This is a genomic window from Actinopolymorpha pittospori, from assembly GCF_014873875.1.
In the GTDB taxonomy this organism is placed as follows: Bacteria; Actinomycetota; Actinomycetes; order Propionibacteriales; family Actinopolymorphaceae; genus Actinopolymorpha; species Actinopolymorpha pittospori.
In genome coordinates this window covers 9,744,289-9,760,599 of sequence record NZ_JADBEM010000001.1, presented here as the reverse complement: position 1 = coordinate 9,760,599, position 16,311 = coordinate 9,744,289, and the positions used below count along the sequence as shown (strand labels likewise).

At 70.9% G+C, this 16,311-nt stretch carries 14 protein-coding genes; 7 read left to right on the top strand and 7 right to left on the bottom strand.

Features of this window, described 5'->3' with window-relative positions:
• Window positions 1–114: 114 nt before the first annotated feature.
• A complete protein-coding gene (locus HEB94_RS45070) occupies window positions 115–798 on the bottom strand; it encodes a response regulator (RefSeq protein ID WP_192755511.1) in 684 nt (227 codons plus the stop codon).
• Window positions 795–2,159, bottom strand: a complete 1,365-nt coding sequence (locus HEB94_RS51875) for a histidine kinase (protein WP_202896876.1) — start codon at window positions 2,157–2,159, stop codon at window positions 795–797. The genes HEB94_RS45070 and HEB94_RS51875 overlap by 4 nt, the downstream gene beginning before the upstream one ends.
• Before the next feature lie 324 nt (window positions 2,160–2,483).
• Between HEB94_RS51875 and HEB94_RS45060 the strand changes: the two genes are divergently transcribed.
• Both HEB94_RS45060 and HEB94_RS45055 read left to right on the top strand, forming a co-directional pair.
• The gene (locus HEB94_RS45060) at window positions 2,484–3,455 is read left to right on the top strand and encodes an ATP-binding cassette domain-containing protein (protein WP_192755510.1); all 972 of its coding nucleotides are present in this window, start codon (window positions 2,484–2,486) and stop codon (window positions 3,453–3,455) included.
• A complete protein-coding gene (locus HEB94_RS45055; protein WP_192755509.1) occupies window positions 3,452–4,222 on the top strand; it encodes an ABC transporter permease in 771 nt (256 codons plus the stop codon). The genes HEB94_RS45060 and HEB94_RS45055 overlap by 4 nt, the downstream gene beginning before the upstream one ends.
• Window positions 4,223–4,250: 28 nt before the next feature.
• Here the strand turns inward: HEB94_RS45055 and HEB94_RS45050 are convergent, their stop codons facing one another.
• Window positions 4,251–4,976, bottom strand: coding sequence for a TSUP family transporter (locus HEB94_RS45050; protein ID WP_192755508.1), 726 nt, complete (start codon window positions 4,974–4,976; stop codon window positions 4,251–4,253).
• A 413-nt stretch (window positions 4,977–5,389) separates the two neighbouring features.
• On the opposite strand from HEB94_RS45050, the gene HEB94_RS45045 reads away from it, so the two are divergent.
• From HEB94_RS45045 to HEB94_RS45030, 4 genes are all read left to right on the top strand, one after another.
• The gene (locus HEB94_RS45045) at window positions 5,390–6,331 is read left to right on the top strand and encodes a DUF222 domain-containing protein (RefSeq protein WP_192755507.1); all 942 of its coding nucleotides are present in this window, start codon (window positions 5,390–5,392) and stop codon (window positions 6,329–6,331) included.
• Window positions 6,332–6,419: 88 nt separating this feature from the next.
• A complete protein-coding gene (locus HEB94_RS45040) occupies window positions 6,420–6,779 on the top strand; it encodes an HNH endonuclease signature motif containing protein (protein WP_192755506.1) in 360 nt (119 codons plus the stop codon).
• A gap of 526 nt (window positions 6,780–7,305) precedes the next feature.
• Entirely contained in the window at window positions 7,306–7,950 is a 645-nt protein-coding gene (locus HEB94_RS45035; protein WP_337918423.1) for a bifunctional 4-hydroxy-2-oxoglutarate aldolase/2-dehydro-3-deoxy-phosphogluconate aldolase, read from the top strand.
• A complete protein-coding gene (locus HEB94_RS45030; RefSeq protein WP_192755505.1) occupies window positions 7,947–8,948 on the top strand; it encodes a sugar kinase in 1,002 nt (333 codons plus the stop codon). Before HEB94_RS45035 ends, HEB94_RS45030 begins: the two co-directional genes overlap by 4 nt.
• Before the next feature lie 35 nt (window positions 8,949–8,983).
• On the opposite strand, the gene HEB94_RS45025 is transcribed toward HEB94_RS45030, so the two are convergent.
• The 4 genes from HEB94_RS45025 to HEB94_RS45010 form a co-directional block, all read right to left on the bottom strand.
• Complete coding sequence (locus HEB94_RS45025) at window positions 8,984–10,744, bottom strand: SpoIIE family protein phosphatase (protein WP_192755504.1); 1,761 nt, start codon at window positions 10,742–10,744, stop codon at window positions 8,984–8,986.
• A gap of 67 nt (window positions 10,745–10,811) precedes the next feature.
• On the bottom strand, window positions 10,812–12,248 hold the full coding sequence (locus tag HEB94_RS45020) for an FGGY family carbohydrate kinase (RefSeq protein ID WP_192755503.1): 1,437 nt from the start codon (window positions 12,246–12,248) through the stop codon (window positions 10,812–10,814).
• The gene (locus tag HEB94_RS45015) at window positions 12,245–13,696 is read right to left on the bottom strand and encodes a trehalose-6-phosphate synthase (RefSeq protein ID WP_192757097.1); all 1,452 of its coding nucleotides are present in this window, start codon (window positions 13,694–13,696) and stop codon (window positions 12,245–12,247) included. The genes HEB94_RS45020 and HEB94_RS45015 overlap by 4 nt, the downstream gene beginning before the upstream one ends.
• Before the next feature lie 742 nt (window positions 13,697–14,438).
• Window positions 14,439–15,476, bottom strand: a complete 1,038-nt coding sequence (locus tag HEB94_RS45010) for a Gfo/Idh/MocA family protein (protein ID WP_192755502.1) — start codon at window positions 15,474–15,476, stop codon at window positions 14,439–14,441.
• A gap of 388 nt (window positions 15,477–15,864) precedes the next feature.
• Here HEB94_RS45010 and HEB94_RS45005 point away from each other — a divergent pair, with 388 nt between their 5' ends.
• Window positions 15,865–16,248, top strand: coding sequence for a VOC family protein (locus tag HEB94_RS45005; RefSeq protein WP_192755501.1), 384 nt, complete (start codon window positions 15,865–15,867; stop codon window positions 16,246–16,248).
• Window positions 16,249–16,311 lie beyond the last annotated feature (63 nt).

Sequence of the window (16,311 nt, the reverse complement as noted above, 5' to 3'; positions counted from 1 at the left end):
GCCGGGTCAAGCGCACAACGCGACGTCCCGCTGCCATTCCGTGGCCGTGACTGGAATCGGGGATCTCCCGGGCGAGCCGTTTCGACCGCCGTTTCGACCGGTGTTTACCGGTGTTCAGGCGTTCGGTCGGCGGATCGACACCAGGCCGGACTCGTAGGCGACGATGACGAGTTGCGCGCGGTCACGGGCGCCGAGCTTGGCGAGCAGGTGGCCCACATGGGTCTTCACCGTCGCGAGGGCGAGGTGCAGTCGCGCGGCGATCTCGGCGTTGGACAGGCCGCCCGCGACGAGGGTGAGCACGTCCCGCTCCCTGGCCGTCAGGTCGGTGAGCTCGCGGGAGAACGAACGCGGCGCGGAGTCCGCCGTCCGGACGAACTCCGCGATGAGGCGCCGCGTCACGGTGGGAGCGAGGAGACCTTCGCCGGCCGCCACCACCCGGATCGCGGTGAGCAGGTCACCAGGCGGGGTGTCCTTGAGCACGAAGCCGCTGGCGCCGCCGCGGAGCGCGGCGTAGACGTACTCGTCCAGGTCGAACGTCGTGAGGATGAGCACGCGGACGGAGCTGAGGTCGGCCGAGCCGCAGATGCGCCGGGCCGCCTCGATGCCGTCCATCTCCGGCATTCGGACGTCCATCAGCACCACGTCGGGGCGTTCGGTGCGGGCGAGTTTTACCGCCTCGACGCCCGTCCCGGCCTCACCGACGACGGTCAGGTCGGGTGCCGTGTCGATCAGCAGCCGGAAGCTCGCGCGCAGGAGCGCCTGGTCGTCGGCGACGAGGACGCGGATCTGGTCGCTCATGCGAGAGCCCTCGCGTTCTGGTCGGCGGGTTCGTACGGGATGCGGGCCGACACCTCGAACCCCCCGGCGGGACGTAGGCCCGCGTCGAAGGTTCCGCCGTACATCGCGACCCGCTCCCGCATCCCCACCAGCCCGTGGCCGCCGCGAGGACCGAGGTCGCCGTCGCGTTCGCCCACACCGGCGTTCGGGTCCGGCAGCGTTCGTACGCCCGGCCCGTCGTCGCTCACCTGGATCGCCACCACACCCGCCCTCGCCTCGACGCGTACCCGGCATCGCGCGGGGGCCGCGTGCCTGACCACGTTGGTCACCGCCTCCTGCACGATCCGGTAGACCGAGAGTTCCACACCGTCGGGAAGCGGGTCGGACGTCGACACGTCCAGCTCGACGTGTACTCCGCCGCCCGCGGCGCGGCGGGTGAGGTCCGGCAGTTGGGCGAGGCCGGGCGCCGGGCGCAGCGGGGCGGCGTCGGCACCTGCGTCGACACCGGTGCCGCGGCTGGTGTTGCCACGGGTGGTTCCGCCGGTGGTGCCGCCAAGGTCGGCGCCGTCGTTACGGAGGACGCCCAGCAGGTGGCGCATCTCCGCGAGCGCTCCGCGGCTCGTCGACTCGATCACGGCCAGCGTGTCGGCCAGCTCACCGAACAACGCCTCCGACGTCGGGGTCACCCCGGCGTGCGGGTCTTCGACCCGGCGTCCGGGCTCGGTCTGGACCTGCAGCACGTGGCGGAGGACTCCCGACTTGACCGCGATCAGGCTCATGCTGTGCGCGACGACGTCATGGAGTTCGCGGGCGATGCGGAGGCGCTCGTCGATCACCGCCTGCCGGGCGAACCGCTCGGCGGTCCGCGCCGCCTCCAGGCGCCGCTCGCGCACGACCCGCCCCAGCGTCCACGTCGCCGCGAGGATCCCGGCGCCGAAGGCGATCGTGGTCGCCGTCGTCCATCCGGGCGCGGGACCCAGCATCGCCATGCCGAGGATCACCGCGACCCCCGCGATGCCGATCCCGCGGGTGGGTATCCAGCGGATCCTGGGCGCGGTGAGCGCGACGGTGTACAGCGCGAACGTCACCGCCGCGATCGGTTCGGCCAGCACGCCGAGGAACAGCGCGACGACGGTGCCCCACGCGAGGATCAGACCGAGGACGGCGCGCGGCCACCGACGCCGGACCGCGAGAGGCACTCCGAGTGCCGCGACGATCGGGCCGGCGACCCAGATGGGAAGACCGCCCATCGGCACGCCCTGCGCCACGCGCGCGGCGGTGACGACGAGAGCCGTGAGCACGTACGCCAGCGCGAGGAACCGGTCGATCACGACTGGACGGGTGTGCGGAACCCGGCCGAGGACGCTGGGACGATCGTTCACCCGGCGACGGTACCCGGCCCGCCGACCAGACGCCTCCTTCCGGGGGATGTCATCCTCAGGTCGGACGTGGCCGGACCGTCGCCGTTCGCCTGCTTCCTGGGCGGGAGGCACCATCTCCACCGCCACTCCGATGCGCCGGGAACCCCTTCCACGGAAGCATCTTCGCCATGGTGAAGAACCTGACGCGAACCCTCCTGACGGCGGCCTCGGCCATGACGATCGTGTTCTCCCAGGTTCCGGCACGAGCCGATCCCACGCCCCCGCGGGGGACGACGTGCTGAGTGAGGACGTGCTGAGCAACGACGAACAGGGAGACGCACGGAAGTGATCGACGTACGACAACTCACCAAACGGTACGGAGGAACCGTCGCCGTCGACGACCTCACCTTCTCGGTGCGGCCCGGCGGCGTGACCGGGTTCCTCGGACCCAACGGCGCGGGGAAGTCCACCACGATGCGGATGCTGCTCGGCCTCGCGGCGCCGACGTCCGGCGAGGGACTCGTGAACGGCCAGCGCTACGCCGCGCTGCGGGACCCGATGCACGAGGTGGGCGCGCTGCTGGACGCGAACGCCGTCCACGGCGGGCGGAGCGCCCTGGACCACCTGCGGTGTCTCGCACTCACCAACCGGATCGGGATCGGGCGGGTGACGACGGTCCTGGAGCAAGTCGGGCTTGCGGGTGTCGCGCGGAAGCGGGTGAAAGGGTTCTCGCTCGGTATGCGGCAGCGACTCGGAATCGCCGCGGCGTTGCTCGGTGACCCGGGTGTGCTGCTCTTCGACGAACCGGTCAACGGTCTCGACCCGGACGGCGTGCGATGGATCCGGGAACTGCTGCGTTCCCTCGGTGCCGAAGGGCGAACCGTCCTCGTGTCCAGCCACCTCATGAGCGAGATGGAGCTGACCGCCGACCGGCTCGTCATCGTCGGCCGGGGCCGACTCGTCGCCGACACGTCTGTGGACGAGTTGGCCGAACGGTACGCGCGGGGCGTTCTGGTGCGGTCGCCGCGCGCAGCGGAGTTGCGCGACGTTCTCACCTCTGCCGGCGCCGCGGTGGCCGTCGAACCGGACGCAGGACTGTCGGTGACCGGCCTCGACGTGGCGCGGATCGGTGACCTCGCGGCCGCGCACGGAATCCCGGTGTACGAGGTGACGCCGCGCCGCGCGTCGTTGGAGGAGGCGTACATGGAACTCACCGCGGAGAGTGTCGAGTTCGCCGCCGGTGCGGGAAGCGCAGGTGCACGTGTCGGGGCCGCCGCGAAGGACAGTGGCATGGGAACGACGGAGGCGACTCGATGACGGGCCTGTTCGCGGCGGAGTGGTGGAAGATCCGCTCGCTCCGCTCGACGTACTACATCCTCGCCGTGGTCGTCGTGACCGTGGCGCTCAGCGCCTTCATGGCCGAGAACGCGGCGCGTACCTGGGACTCCGGCTCCGCGGCGGTGCGAGCCAGCTGGGACCAGACCCAGCCGGTCGAGCATGTGCTGCTGTCACTTGTCCAACTCTGCATGGCGGTGCTCGGTGTTCTCGTCATCAGCGCGGAGTACTCCACCGGCATGATCCGCACGAGTCTCGTGGCCGCGCCGAGGCGAGGGCGGATGCTTCTCGCCAAGGCCGGCGTCGTCGGGGCCGTCGCGCTGGTGGTGGGGGAGTTGAGCGTGTGGGCGATGCACGTGGTCGCCGAACTGGTCGTCGGCGAACGTCCGATCGCCACCTACGAAGCGCCGCTGTCGGATCAGGTGCTACCCCTGCTCGGTCTGGGGCTGTCCGTGGCCGTCGTCGCCCTGGTGGGATGTGGTCTGGGCGCCGTCCTGCGTTCGACCGCGGGAGCGATCGCCACACTGTGCACGGTGTTGTTCGTCCTGCCGATCCTCGTCGGCGCGTTCCTGCCTCTGTCGTGGGGAGAGCGGGTGACCTCGATGCTGCTACCAAGCCTTGCCGGTCAGCTCTCGGATCTGTCCGGGGTCGGCGTGCTGTCGCCGCCCGGTGCGCTGGCCGTGATGGTGGCCTACGTCGTGGTGGTTCTGGGTGCCGGGACGTTGCTGATCATGCGGCGGGACGTCTAGGGGTGTCCTGCGCCGTGCTCTTTGGGCTTCATCGCAGGGCACTGATGCTCATGCCGAGCGCGGCCGTGACGAGTACGACGTCGATCAACAATCCATAGCGCTGCGTGGTGACGTTGCGGAGAATTCGTCGTGCGAGGAACGATCCGGCCATGACGGCTGCTCCGATGACGACGCCGCGAGCGAGCACGTCCGTGCTGAGAACCCCGGCACCTTCGAACGTCGCCAGCTTTCCGGCATAGAGCAGCAGGGCACTGGCGGCCTCGGAGCCGAGGAACGCACCGCCGGTCAATCCGTACGCGGTGAAGATCGGCACGCTGAGGGGTCCGGTCGACAGAATCATGCCGGTGAGAAATCCGATACCCGCTCCGGCGATGCCCATGTGCCACAGGCGAATGCGCCACTGTGCGCGCGCCGCGAACCTACGCAGCGGAACCATCGCGACGAAGAACACGGCAAGAAATCCGTCCACGAGCCTGGGTGGGATGGTCAGCAGGGTGTGCGCGCCCAGGACCGCGGAGGGGATCCCGGGCAGTGCATAGGCGACGACCGGCCGCCAGTCGATCCGGCGCCACCACGCGAGAACCCGACCGACATTGCCCAGGACCGCGGCCACGGCCATGATCGGAACCGCGACCCGCGGACCGTAGAAGAAGACGAGTGCCGGCAACAGCACCATCGAGGACCCGGTGCCCACGACGCCGCCGAGTACACCGGCCAGCAGAGCGAGAGTGAACAGGAGAACGAGAACAAGCACGCCAAGGACCGCCTCACTCCGGTACGGACGCACCGGACAGGGATCCTCAAGGCTTTTGTCCCTTAAGATGACCATGCTCGTCTGGTGAGGCATGGTGGCGTCGCTCGGACCAGACGTGCAGGACCCAACTGGATCCGGCACCGGAACCCTAGACGCTGTCGTGGTGACGATAGCAAAGCCGTGAACGCCCTGGCCGCCGGTCTTGCCTGTAAGAACATCAGCAACGACGGCATCGGCGCCACGACCTACGGCGTCATCTTCCGAACCGACCCGACCGACCGCTGACCTTGACGCGGCGCTCGCGACAGGGCGCGTTTCCTGACCGGAAACTCTTCGAAAGAATCTTGGTTGGGTGGCTCGAATGCCCTTGTTTACAAAGGGTTGTTGTCGGTGGTCGGGTCTAGGGTTTGGTCATGGACACCGACACCACCTCCACCCATCCGCTTGGTGCTGTGGTCGATGGTGTCCGCGACTCCCTCGACGAAGCCACGTCCTGTCCGATCTGGTCGCTCCCCGACGCCGACCTCGGTGAAGCGTTGGCCCAGCTTGTGCGGGAGCGGGCGCGTCTGGACGCCCTGATCCTGGACCTCGTGCGACAGGCCGACGTGAATGCGGTGCACGCCGCCACCGCTGCGGCGAGCACCGCGGTATGGGTCCGGCAGCAGACCCGGATGAGCCGCGCCGAAGCCGGTGGCGCGGTGAAGCTGGCGAAGACCCTCGACGTCACCCTGCACAGCACGAAGAAGGCGCTGTCGCAGGGGCGGGTGTCGTTGCGGCATGCGCAGGAGATCCATCTCGCCATGGGGAGACTCCCCGCCGACATCGACACCGACGTCAAGGCCCAGGGCGAGGCCGCGTTGGTGGAACAGGCACAGACCTTCGACCCGCAGGAGCTGCGAGCGTTGGGAGACCGCCTGTATCAGGTCGTGGCCCCTGACGACGCCGACCGGCGGATCGGTGAACAGTTGGCACGGGAGGAGCGGAAGGCTGCGGCGAGCAGGACCGTCTACTTCGGCACCGCAGCGCCGGGCATCGGCACGGTCACGATGCGGTTCGAACGGGCCTACATGACCCAGTTGCACGGCATGCTCGACGCCCTCGCCAAACCCCGCCCCGGCCCGCACGGCAGGGACACCCGCCCCTACGACCGGCGCCTGGCCGACGCCGCGATCGAATGGATCGGCCTCGCCCAAGCCGCCGGGAACGCACCCACCCGGGGCGGGACCAAGCCGCGCCTCACCGCCACCATCCCCTTCCAATACCTACGTGACCTGCACGGGCACGGCGTCATCCACACCACCCTGCAGGCCACTGCATCCCTCAACCCCGACAACCCGCGGCTGCGCGGATCGTGAGAACGGCACCGGGGATGGCAGCGGGACGAAGGTCGGGGCTTTCGGGAAGGTGCCGGGTGGGATCGCGGTCTCCGCGCGGTGGCTACGCATGCTGGCCTGCGACGCCGAAATCCTCCCCGCCGTCCTCGGCAGCGACGGAGCCATCCTCGACCTTGGCACCGGAACACGACTCTTCACCAGCAACCAACGCCACGCCATCGGCGAACGCGACGGACACCACTGCAACTTCCCCGACTGTGAGGCGCCGGAGAAGTGGTGCCACGCCCATCACATCATTCATTGGGCAGACGGCGGGCCGACGAATGTAGGAAACGGGGTCCTGCTCTGCCCCTCCCACCACGAAATGGTCCACCACGACAACTGGACCGTACGCATGAGCACCCACGGCCACCCCGAATACATCCCACCCCCGTGGACCGACCCGAGACAACACCCCCTCCGCCGCTGACCTCGAACGCGGGCTGTCCGCACAGGAGATCCACGCTGCCCTGAGGCCAGGCCCGTGTCCTCGCGAGGCCAGCGCTCATCGCAGGGCCCTCGGCCGCCGCTGAGGTGACCAGGAGAGGTCATCGGAACGGCCGAGTCCGGGCGCGCCTCGACAGCCCCTTTGGCACCTCGGACCCAGGAGGGTGCTCCTACGGTTGGAGGACACAGGAGGACTCAGCGGAACTCGGTCGCCACCCGAAACTCCGTGTCCTGGCTGCCCGAGTTGACCTCCTCGAGCGCGGGCGAGCCGAGCCTCGTCCACCGCGGCGCACGACCCCTCCCGCCATTCCCCATGTCATCCATCGCCTGCCGGCCTCCTCGCCGCCGCCCACCGGGGCCCGCGACCCCGCTCACTCATCGGCGCTGATCCACTGGGCAGGTCCTAGACTCGGGACTCGACGGCTCCATGATCCGCAGGCCCCGTGATCGATCGCGGCGGCTCTCCGGAGTCGGTCGTGCACGGGTCAGCCGGATGAGGAGGCGCACGGGTGAGCTTGCAGCAGGCTATGAAGGAGTGCCCGGCGGTCGCGATCCTGCGGTCGTCGTCGGCCGTACGGTACGCCGAGGTCAGCGACGTCCTGGTCGACGCCGGCATCAGGGCGGTGGAGTTCACCTTCACCGCACCCGACGTCGCCGAAGCCATCCGCTCCTACGCCGCGCGCAAGCCTGACGGCGTGGCCCTCGGAGCCGGCACGGTCGTCACGGCCGAGCAGGCCCGGCAGGCGGTCGACGCCGGCGCCACCTATCTCATCTCCCCGGCGGTCTGCCTCGACGTCATCGAGGAGGGCAACCGGCTCGGCGTCCCCGTCCTGCCCGGCGCCCTCACCCCGACCGAGATCCTCACGGCGTGGCGGGCCGGCGCGGCGATGGTGAAGGTCTTCCCGGCGTCCGCGCTGGGTGGCCCTTCCTACCTCAAGGCCGTCCGTGGACCGCTCCCTGACATCCCGCTCGTCCCGACCGGTGGCGTCGACGTGGCGAATGCCGGCGACTATCTCGCGGCCGGGGCGGTGGGTGTCGGCGTCGGAAGCCCGTTGGTGGGCGACGCCTGCGAGCCGAACGGCGACCTCGACGCCCTCGCGCTGCGGGCCCGCACCCTCGTCGCCAGTGTGACCAGCGCGGCGGGCCGGCCATGACGGACGCCCACGAGACGCGGGACGCCCAACCCGACGGTGCCGGTCAGCCGCACGGCGTCCAGGTGGTGACGCTCGGCGAGACGATGGCGTTGGTGGCCGCCACCACGACCGGTGCGTTCACTGTGGGAGCGCCGGCTCGGATCTCCTTCGGTGGCGCGGAGACGAACGTCGCGATCGGACTGTCCCGGCTCGGCCATTCGGCTGCCTGGATCGGGCGGCTCGGCGCCGACCCCCTCGGCTTCCTTGTCAAGGATGCCTTGCGCGCGGAGGGAATCGACGTCTCCCGGGTGCGCGTCGACTCCGATGTCGCGACCGGCCTGATGCTTCGTGAGCACCGCACGGCCGACCGGGTACGCGTGAGCTACTACCGGCGCGGCCTGGCCGGCTCCCGACTCACGCCCGCCGACATCGACACCGAGCTGATCCAGCGGGCAGGCCTCCTGCACGTCTCGGGAATCACCTCGGCCCTGTCGGAGTCGGCCCGCGCGGCCGTGCACACGGCGGTGGAGGCGGCCCGCTCCGCCGGAGTACTCGTGTCCTTCGACTTCAACTACCGCGCCGCACTGTGGTCCGCGCGGGAGGCGGCGGCGGAGTTCGAGTCGCTCGTCGCCCAGGCCGACATCGTCTTCGCCGGTGAGGAGGAGGCGGCGATGGTCGTGGGTGAGGGCTCGGTGGACGAGGTCACCAAGGCGCTCGTCGCGCTCGGCCCCAGGCAGGTGGTCCTGAAGCGCGGTGGTGAGGGCGCCTACGCCGTGATCGACGGTGAGACCGCCACCTCACCCGCGCTGAAGGTGAGCCTGATCGACCCGGTCGGCGCGGGCGACGCGTTCGTGGCGGGCTATCTTTCCGCGTTGCTGGACGATCTCGGACCGGCCGAACGGCTGCGGCGCGGAAACGTCTGTGGCGCGTTCGCCGTGTCGGTGTCCGGTGACTGGGAGGGCCTGCCCAGGCGCTCCGAACTCGCCACCATGGACGGCACCGAGAACGTCGCTCGCTAAGACGGCTCGGCAGGCCCGGCCCGCCACTCACCACGTCAGGTGTCGAGGCGGGCCCGGGCGAGGAGCAACGCGACGTCATCGTCGTAGCCCATCGGCGGGCGGAGCGCGTCCACGACCTGGTCGCACAGCCCTTCCAGGGTGCCGGACGCCTTCGCGAGTGCGTCGACCAACGCGTCGATGCCCGCGTCGACGTCGCGTTGCCGGTGTTCGACGAGGCCGTCGGTGTAGAACGCGACCATCGTCTCCCTGGGGAGGGAGACGACGTGCTCGGGTGCGGAGGTGGCGCCGACTCCGAGCGGAAGGCCCGCCTCGTGGTCCAGCCGCCGAGCCCGTCCGGCCTTGTCGACGGTCAGCAACGGCAGGTGGCCCGCCGAGGCGTAGGTGAGCGTGCCCTGCGCATTGTCGAAGACGGCGTAGACGCAGGTGACGATCTCCGCCTCGCCGAGGTCGGTGACGACGCCGTCGACCAGGCCGAGGATCTCCTTCGGACGCATGTCCTGCCGGGCGTAGGCGCGCACGGCGGTGCGGACCTGGCCCATGAACGTCGCGGCTCGCAGCCCACGGCCCATCACATCGCCGATCACCAGGGCGGTTCGGCCGGGGCCCACGGGGATCACGTCGTACCAGTCGCCGCCTACCTCGGCCTCCTCCGCGCCCGGGAAGTAGCGGGTGGCGACCTCGAGGTCGCCGGGCGGATGGGTCCAGGCGGGCAGCAGGCTGCGCTGCAGAGTGAGCGCGGCACGGCGCTGCCGGCGTTCGCTGTCCTGGAGGTTGCGGGCGAGCCGGCGTTCGGCGTCGAAGAGGCGGGCGTTCTCGATGCTCTGCGCGGCGCGGGTGGCGATCTGTTCGAGAACGGCGAGGTCCTCACCCGGAGCGAGTTCGCGGCCGTACGCGTGCCCGGGGCCGAGAAGGGTCAGGACACCGATCACCCGTCCCCGCGTGATCAGCGGGACGGCCACGAAGCCGCCGCCCCGGGCCGCCTCCGCGACGATCGCCCGCGCCTGCGGGTCGTCGTACATCTGGGCGGCGGTCTCGGGATCGGTGGTGGTGACCACGGCAGGGCGTCCGGTGAAGACCGCACGCAGGCTCGGGTCGTCGTCGCGCTGGAAGCCGCCAAGCTTGCGTACGCGTTCGACGAGTGGTTGCCGGGTCGGGTCGGCGTCGCGGACGTAAACCCGGTCGAGGCGGCGGCCGTCCCACAGGTCGATGACACAGAGCGCGCCGAAGCGGGGAACGACGAGTTCGCCGACGGTCTCCATCGTCATCCCGATGTCGAGGGAGGAGGCCAGCCGGCTGCTCGCGTGGACGACATAGGCGAGCCGGTCGCGGACGTGTTCGAGTTCGGCCCTGGCGGCGCGTTCGGCGCGGAGCAGGGCGGCGCGTTCCTCCTCCGCGCTGCCGCCGATGGTGCGGACGGGGCGGTCGGTGCTCATCTCGGCGAAGACGACGAGCACCTCGCCGGTGGGCTTGCGGGCCGTGTCGGGTGCGCGGAGGGCACGGGCGCGGACGGCACACAGGACGGACTCGCCGTTCTTGCGGCGCAGCGGGACCGTGCCCTCCCAGGTGCCGTTGCTGGCGATCCTGGTCAGCAGGTCCCGCGCCGTCTTGTGGGAGTCCGGGGCGATGGCGGTCTCGAGGACGTCGCGGCCCAGGGCGTCGGCGGTCGACCAGCCGAGGATGGACTCGGCCGCGGCGTTCCAGAGCCTGATCCTGGCGCGGGCATCGACGAGCACGACGGCGTTCGCGATGAGCTCGAGTACGGCGTCGAGCTCGGTCTCCCGCTCAGGCGACTTCATCACTCCAGGTGCCCCTTCCGTTGCGGAGCATCATCTTGCCGGTTGCGGGCCCGGCGCGGAACTCCATTCAGCCAGGACTGGTGAGGTCACCTGCCAGATCGTTGGTGAGCGGGTCACGGAAGCGGTCGTAGCGGACGCGTACGCGAGCCATCCGGGCCGCGTCCTCGGGGTCGGGTTCGAGCTGCTCGCCGGGTGGCGCGAGGTCGATGCCGAGGGCGAGCGCGGCCGCGCCGCGGGCGCCGACCTCGGGGTCCTCGGCCAGCCGGACCCGCCGGTCGAAGGTCGCGGCGAACGCCCGGCGCCACCACGGCGAGGCGTGCACCGCACCACCGCCGAGGACGACGTCCAAGGTGGTGCCGAACGACTTCTCCAGCGTCTCCAGGGCGCGGGCCGCCTCCAGGGCGACGCCCTCCATCGTGGCCGCGAGCAACTCCTCGGGCCTGGTGTCGAGGGAGAGTCCACTGACCACCCCGGATCCGGGTGGCGTCGTGCCGGGCGGCCGGCTGCCCGCGTGCAGCGGGACGGAGAGGAGGCCGCTGGTGCCGGGGGCGATCGTGGGTTCGGCGTCGGGGCCGAGCCCGAGCAGGCGTACCGCCCAGGCGTGCAGCACTCCGCCACCGGAGAACGCCACGCCGCTCACCAGGCGTTCGGTGTCGACGCGGTAGCGCCAGACCGTCGCGGGCGGTGGGGGTACGTCGGGACCGTGCACGACGCGCAGCGCCGCGGACGTGCCGACGGTCACGCCGACGCACCGGGCGTCGGTGCAGCCGCTGCCCAGGTTGGATGCCGCGCCGTCGCCGAGAGTCGCGGTCCACCGGGCGTCGGCGAGTGCCGGCCAGCGGTCCCGCCAACGGGGGGCCAGCCGGACCGGGGTGTCGTCGATGGCCGGCAACTCGGTGTCCGGCGCGAGCCCGGCGAGCTCCATCGCCTCGGTGTCCCAGCTCTGCGCGGTGAGGTCGAGCAGGCCCGTGCCGGAGGCCATGGACACCGACGTGGCGTCCGTACCGAGCAGGATGCCGCGCAGGTAGTCGGGCAGCCCGAGGAACCGCAGCCGCTCCCCGGCGCCGAGTTCCGCGCGCAGGAACGGCACCTTCGCCGACCAGTACAACGGGTGCACCCAGGCGCCGGTGCGCGCGTGGAACGCTTCCGGGTCGGCCGGCAGGTGCTCCGGACGTGGGCGCGCCCTGGTGTCGAGCCAGGTGAGCGCCGCCGACCTCGGCGTACCGTCGGCTCCCACCGCGAGGACGGAGTGCCACTGTGACGACGAGGCCACCAGCTCGACACCGTCGAGCTCACCGGCCTCGTGCAGGTCGTCGAGGCAGCCGACCAGGCCGGCCAGGTAGGCGTCGGGGTCGAGCTCGCCACGACCGTCGTCGTCCTGGCTCGGCTCGACCGTGCGCCGGGCGAGGACGCCCGGCAGCGGCTCGGCCCGCTCGTCGCAGACCACGGCGCGCACGGAGGACGATCCGAGGTCGAGCGCCAGAACCCGCCGTCGCTCGGTCATGTCCGCATGTCTCCCGTCAGTGCGGTGAGGAACGAGCTGGCCCACTTGTCGACGTCGTGCTCGACCAGGTGGCGGCGCATCGAACGCATCTTGCGGGTCGCGGTTCGCGGATCCAGCCGGATGGCGTCGACGAGGGTGCTCTTCAGCCCGTCCACGTCGTAGGGGTTGACAAGGAAAGCTTGCCGGAACTCGTCGGCCGCGCCAGCGAATTCGCTCAAGACGAGGGTGCCGGTGTTGTCGTACCGGCAGGCGACGTACTCCTTCGCGACGAGGTTCATGCCGTCGCGCAGCGGTGTCACCACCATCACGTCGGCCGCGCGGTAGAGCGCGGCGAGCTCGACGCGGTCATGGGAGGAGTGCAGGTAGGTGACCGCGGGGCGGCCGATCCGGCCGTGCGTGCCGTTGACCCGACCGACGGCGAGTTCGACCTCGTCGCGCAGCAGTTTGTACTGCTCGACGCGTTCCCGGCTCGGCGTCGCCACCTGGATGAACGTCGCCTCGTCGGGGCTCACGACCCCGTCGTTCAGCAGTTCGGCGAACGCGTGGATGCGTTCGGCGATCCCCTTGGTGTAGTCGAGTCGGTCGATGCCGAGCAGCACCTTCGCCGGCGATCCGATCTCCTCCCGGATCTCCTCGGCGCGCCGGTGCGTCTCCGGGCGCCGCGCGATCTCCTCGAGTTCGGCGACGTCGATGGAGATGGGGAACGAGCGCGCCCGCACGACCCGGCCGTCGGGGAGGAAGACCTGGTCGCGCTGGGTCTGGTAGCCGAGCAGGCGGCGCGTCAGCCGGAGGAAGTTCGAGGCCGCTCCGGGCCGCTGGAAGCCGATCAGGTCGGCGCCGAGCAGGCCGCGCAGGATCTGCTGCCGCCACGGCAGCCGCCCGAAGAGTTCGACCGGGGGCAGTGGGATGTGCAGGAAGTAGCCGATCCGCAGGTCGGGACGCAGAGCGCGGAGCATCTCCGGTACGAGCTGGAGTTGGTAGTCGTGGATCCACACGACCGCCTCGCGGTCGGCGACCTCCGCAGCCGCCTGGGCGAACCGCTGGTTGACCTGGACGTAGGCCTCCCACCACTCGCGTCGGTAGACCGGTGGCGCGATCACGTCGTGGTAGAGCGGCCAGAGCGTGGCGTTGGAGAAGCCCTCGTAGTAGTTCTCGACCTCGGTGGCGGACAGGGGTACGGAGACCAGGTGCATGCCGGCCTCGTCGAACGGCTCGGGCGCCTCGTCGGTCGAGCCCGCCCAGCCGATCCAGGCCCCCTTGTTGACCCGCATCACCGGGTCGAGCGCGGTGACCAGGCCACCGGGGCTGCGTCGCCACTGCGGGGTTCCGTCGGCGCCCTCGACCCGGTCGACGGGCAACCGGTTGGCGACGACGACGAACGAGGAACGCCCCCGGCGGGGCTTCGCGGTCCGGCTCGGCGACCGGGCCGTGCGGGGGTCGCCGGGCACCTTCGACCCGGCCTTCGTTCCGGCTGGTCCGCCGGCCTTGGAAGCCGCCTCCTTCGCGCCGGAGAACCTGGGCCCGGAGGAGAGGTCGGTGACCGCCTCGGCCGGCGCGAGGTCGACGACGGAGGGTGCGGGGATCGTCGTCTCCAGGTGCGGGACGTCGACCGGGGCGGGGCTCGTGTTCATCTGGCCGCGGAACGCGTCGTGCTCGAACGTGGCGTCCTCGAAGGCGGCGTCCTCGAACGCCGGGTCGTCGAACGGCTCGCTGGCAGGCAGAGGGACCAGGGGTGGCTCGGCTGGGTCGATGTCGACTGAGGCGGGCCCGGCGACGGCAGGACCAGCGGACCCGGCGAGCCCGGCGCTCGGCTGCCCGCCAGGGTCTGGAACGGACGCGTCGGAGACCGTCGCGTCGGAGACCGTCGCGTCGGTGGCCGGATCGGCACTGGTCGGCTCGGTGACGGGCTCGCTGGAAGCGGCGTCGGCTACGGTATCGGCGGCCACGAACCTGGCTGATGACTCTGTGGACACAGGGTGTCAATCCCCTCGGTCGGTGCACGAGCTTCTACTTTGACCCTACGTGTGCGACTTCCCGCGCTCTGATCGTCGCGGCTGTACCGCCTTTTCCGGACATGTCGCGACCACCCGGCTACTCCGGGTGGTCGTGGCCAGAGGCGTTCGCGCGCCGTAGGGTCCCCGCCATCTTCGCCGTCCTCGTCCTAGTCGCAACTCGTCCAGTCGCCGGCTGTCACCGCTGGCTGTCGCTGGCGTCACTCGCTGGAGTCGCCAGGTCGTCGTAGGCCGCGTCGTTCGGATAGCGCACGCCGATCTGCGCCCGAACGGCGTCCAGCACCTCCATCACGGCGATGCTGTCCGCCCACGAGACGAGCGGACTCTCGAGGAGGCCCGCACGCAGACAGCGGGCGACCTCGGCGGCCTCGTAGGTGTAGCCGACGCCCAGCAGTTCGACGGCGTACTCCTCCGGGTCCTTGCCCGGGCGGTGCACCAGCAGCCGGTCGACGGCCTGGAAGTCGGGCGGAAGTTCGACCCACCCCTCGGTGCCGGAGACGTAGGCGGCGTTGGGGAGTGGGCCGGTGAGCGAACCGGTCAGCGTCGCGACCGCGCCGGTGTCGTAGCCGAGCAGCATGCCGACGGTGCCGTCCACGCCGCTGGACGTGAGCGTCGCGGTGGCCTGGACGGTGGCCGGGGCACCGAACAGGTGGTGGGCGAGGCTGACCGGGTAGACGCCGACGTCGAGCAGGGCGCCGCCGGCGAGGTCGGGCGCGAACAACCGTCCGGTCGGGTCGTAGTCGGCGAGGAAGCCGAGGGTCGCGTTCAGCGACCGCGGCTCGCCCAGCGCGCCGCCGGCGAGGAGTTCCCGCAGTCGAAGGTGGAGCGGGTTGCACCGCATCCACATCGCCTCCATCAGGAACACCTGGCGTTCCCGGGCGAGGGCGACGAGTTCGCGTGCCTCGTGGGCGTTGACGGTCAGCGCCTTCTCGCAGAGCACCGCCGTCCCGGACTCGATCGCGTGCCGCGCGGTCGCCAGGTGGTCGGAGTGCGGGGTGGCGATGTAGAGGACGTCGACCTCGGGGTCGTCGGCCACCTCGGAGTAGGAGCCGTAGGCCCGGCGTACGCCCCACTCCTGCGCGAACGCCCTGGCGCGGTCGAGGTTGCGGGATCCGACGGCCACCACCTCGTGGTCGGGCAGCAGGGCCAGTTCGCGGGCGAAGACGTTGGCGATGTTGCCGGTGGCGGCGATGCCCCAACGGATGCGGGGATGCATGTGGGTCCCTTTCCTTTCGGCTGTTCTCCGACGCTACTGGGCACCCATCCGGTGATCCGGTCGACCGTTCGACTGGCGGGCGGGCGGCGTCCGGTAACGGCCGAGGATCCTTCGGGCGTGTCGGGTCAGGCGCCTCGACGTGGGCACGCTTCCGCTGAGGGACCCCGCCAACCACGACACCGGTGAAACGCGAATACCGGTTGTGCGGCGGGTGGCGTAACCGCCATACTTCCTACGCAGGTTTCGCTCGCAGGCGGCGGGGACGACGGTCCGCCCCTGACGACCCTGGACCGACCTGCCTCGCCTCTGTTCGACGGCGACCTGTTCGACAGCGACCCGTCCGACCAGTCCGCCCTGTTCGACCCTGACGACATCTGGAGGTCACTTCATGACCCGCTCCACCCCCACCGGCACAGGCATCGGCACCCTCGAGACCGTGGTGTTGGACTGCCCCGACCCGCGCTCGCTCGGCGAGTTCTACGCCGCGATCGTCGGCGGGAAGCTCGACGTGAGCGATCCCGACTGGACGACGCTGCGCGACGACAGCGGCGCCGTCATCTCCTTCCAGCGCGCGCAGGAGTGGGCGCCGCCGATCTGGCCGGGCGCCGATCGGCCGCAGCAGGCCCACATCGACGTCACCGTCGCCGACCTCGACGCCGCCGAGGCGCAGGTCCTGGCCCTCGGGGCGCGCAAGCACGACCACCAGCCGGGCACGTCGTTCCGGGTGTTCCTCGACCCGGCGGGACACCCCTTCTGCCTCTGCGCGGCCTGACCTGACGGCCGCGTGACCACCCGCCCGATCGCCCGGCTGACCACCGGCCCGGACGCCGGACCG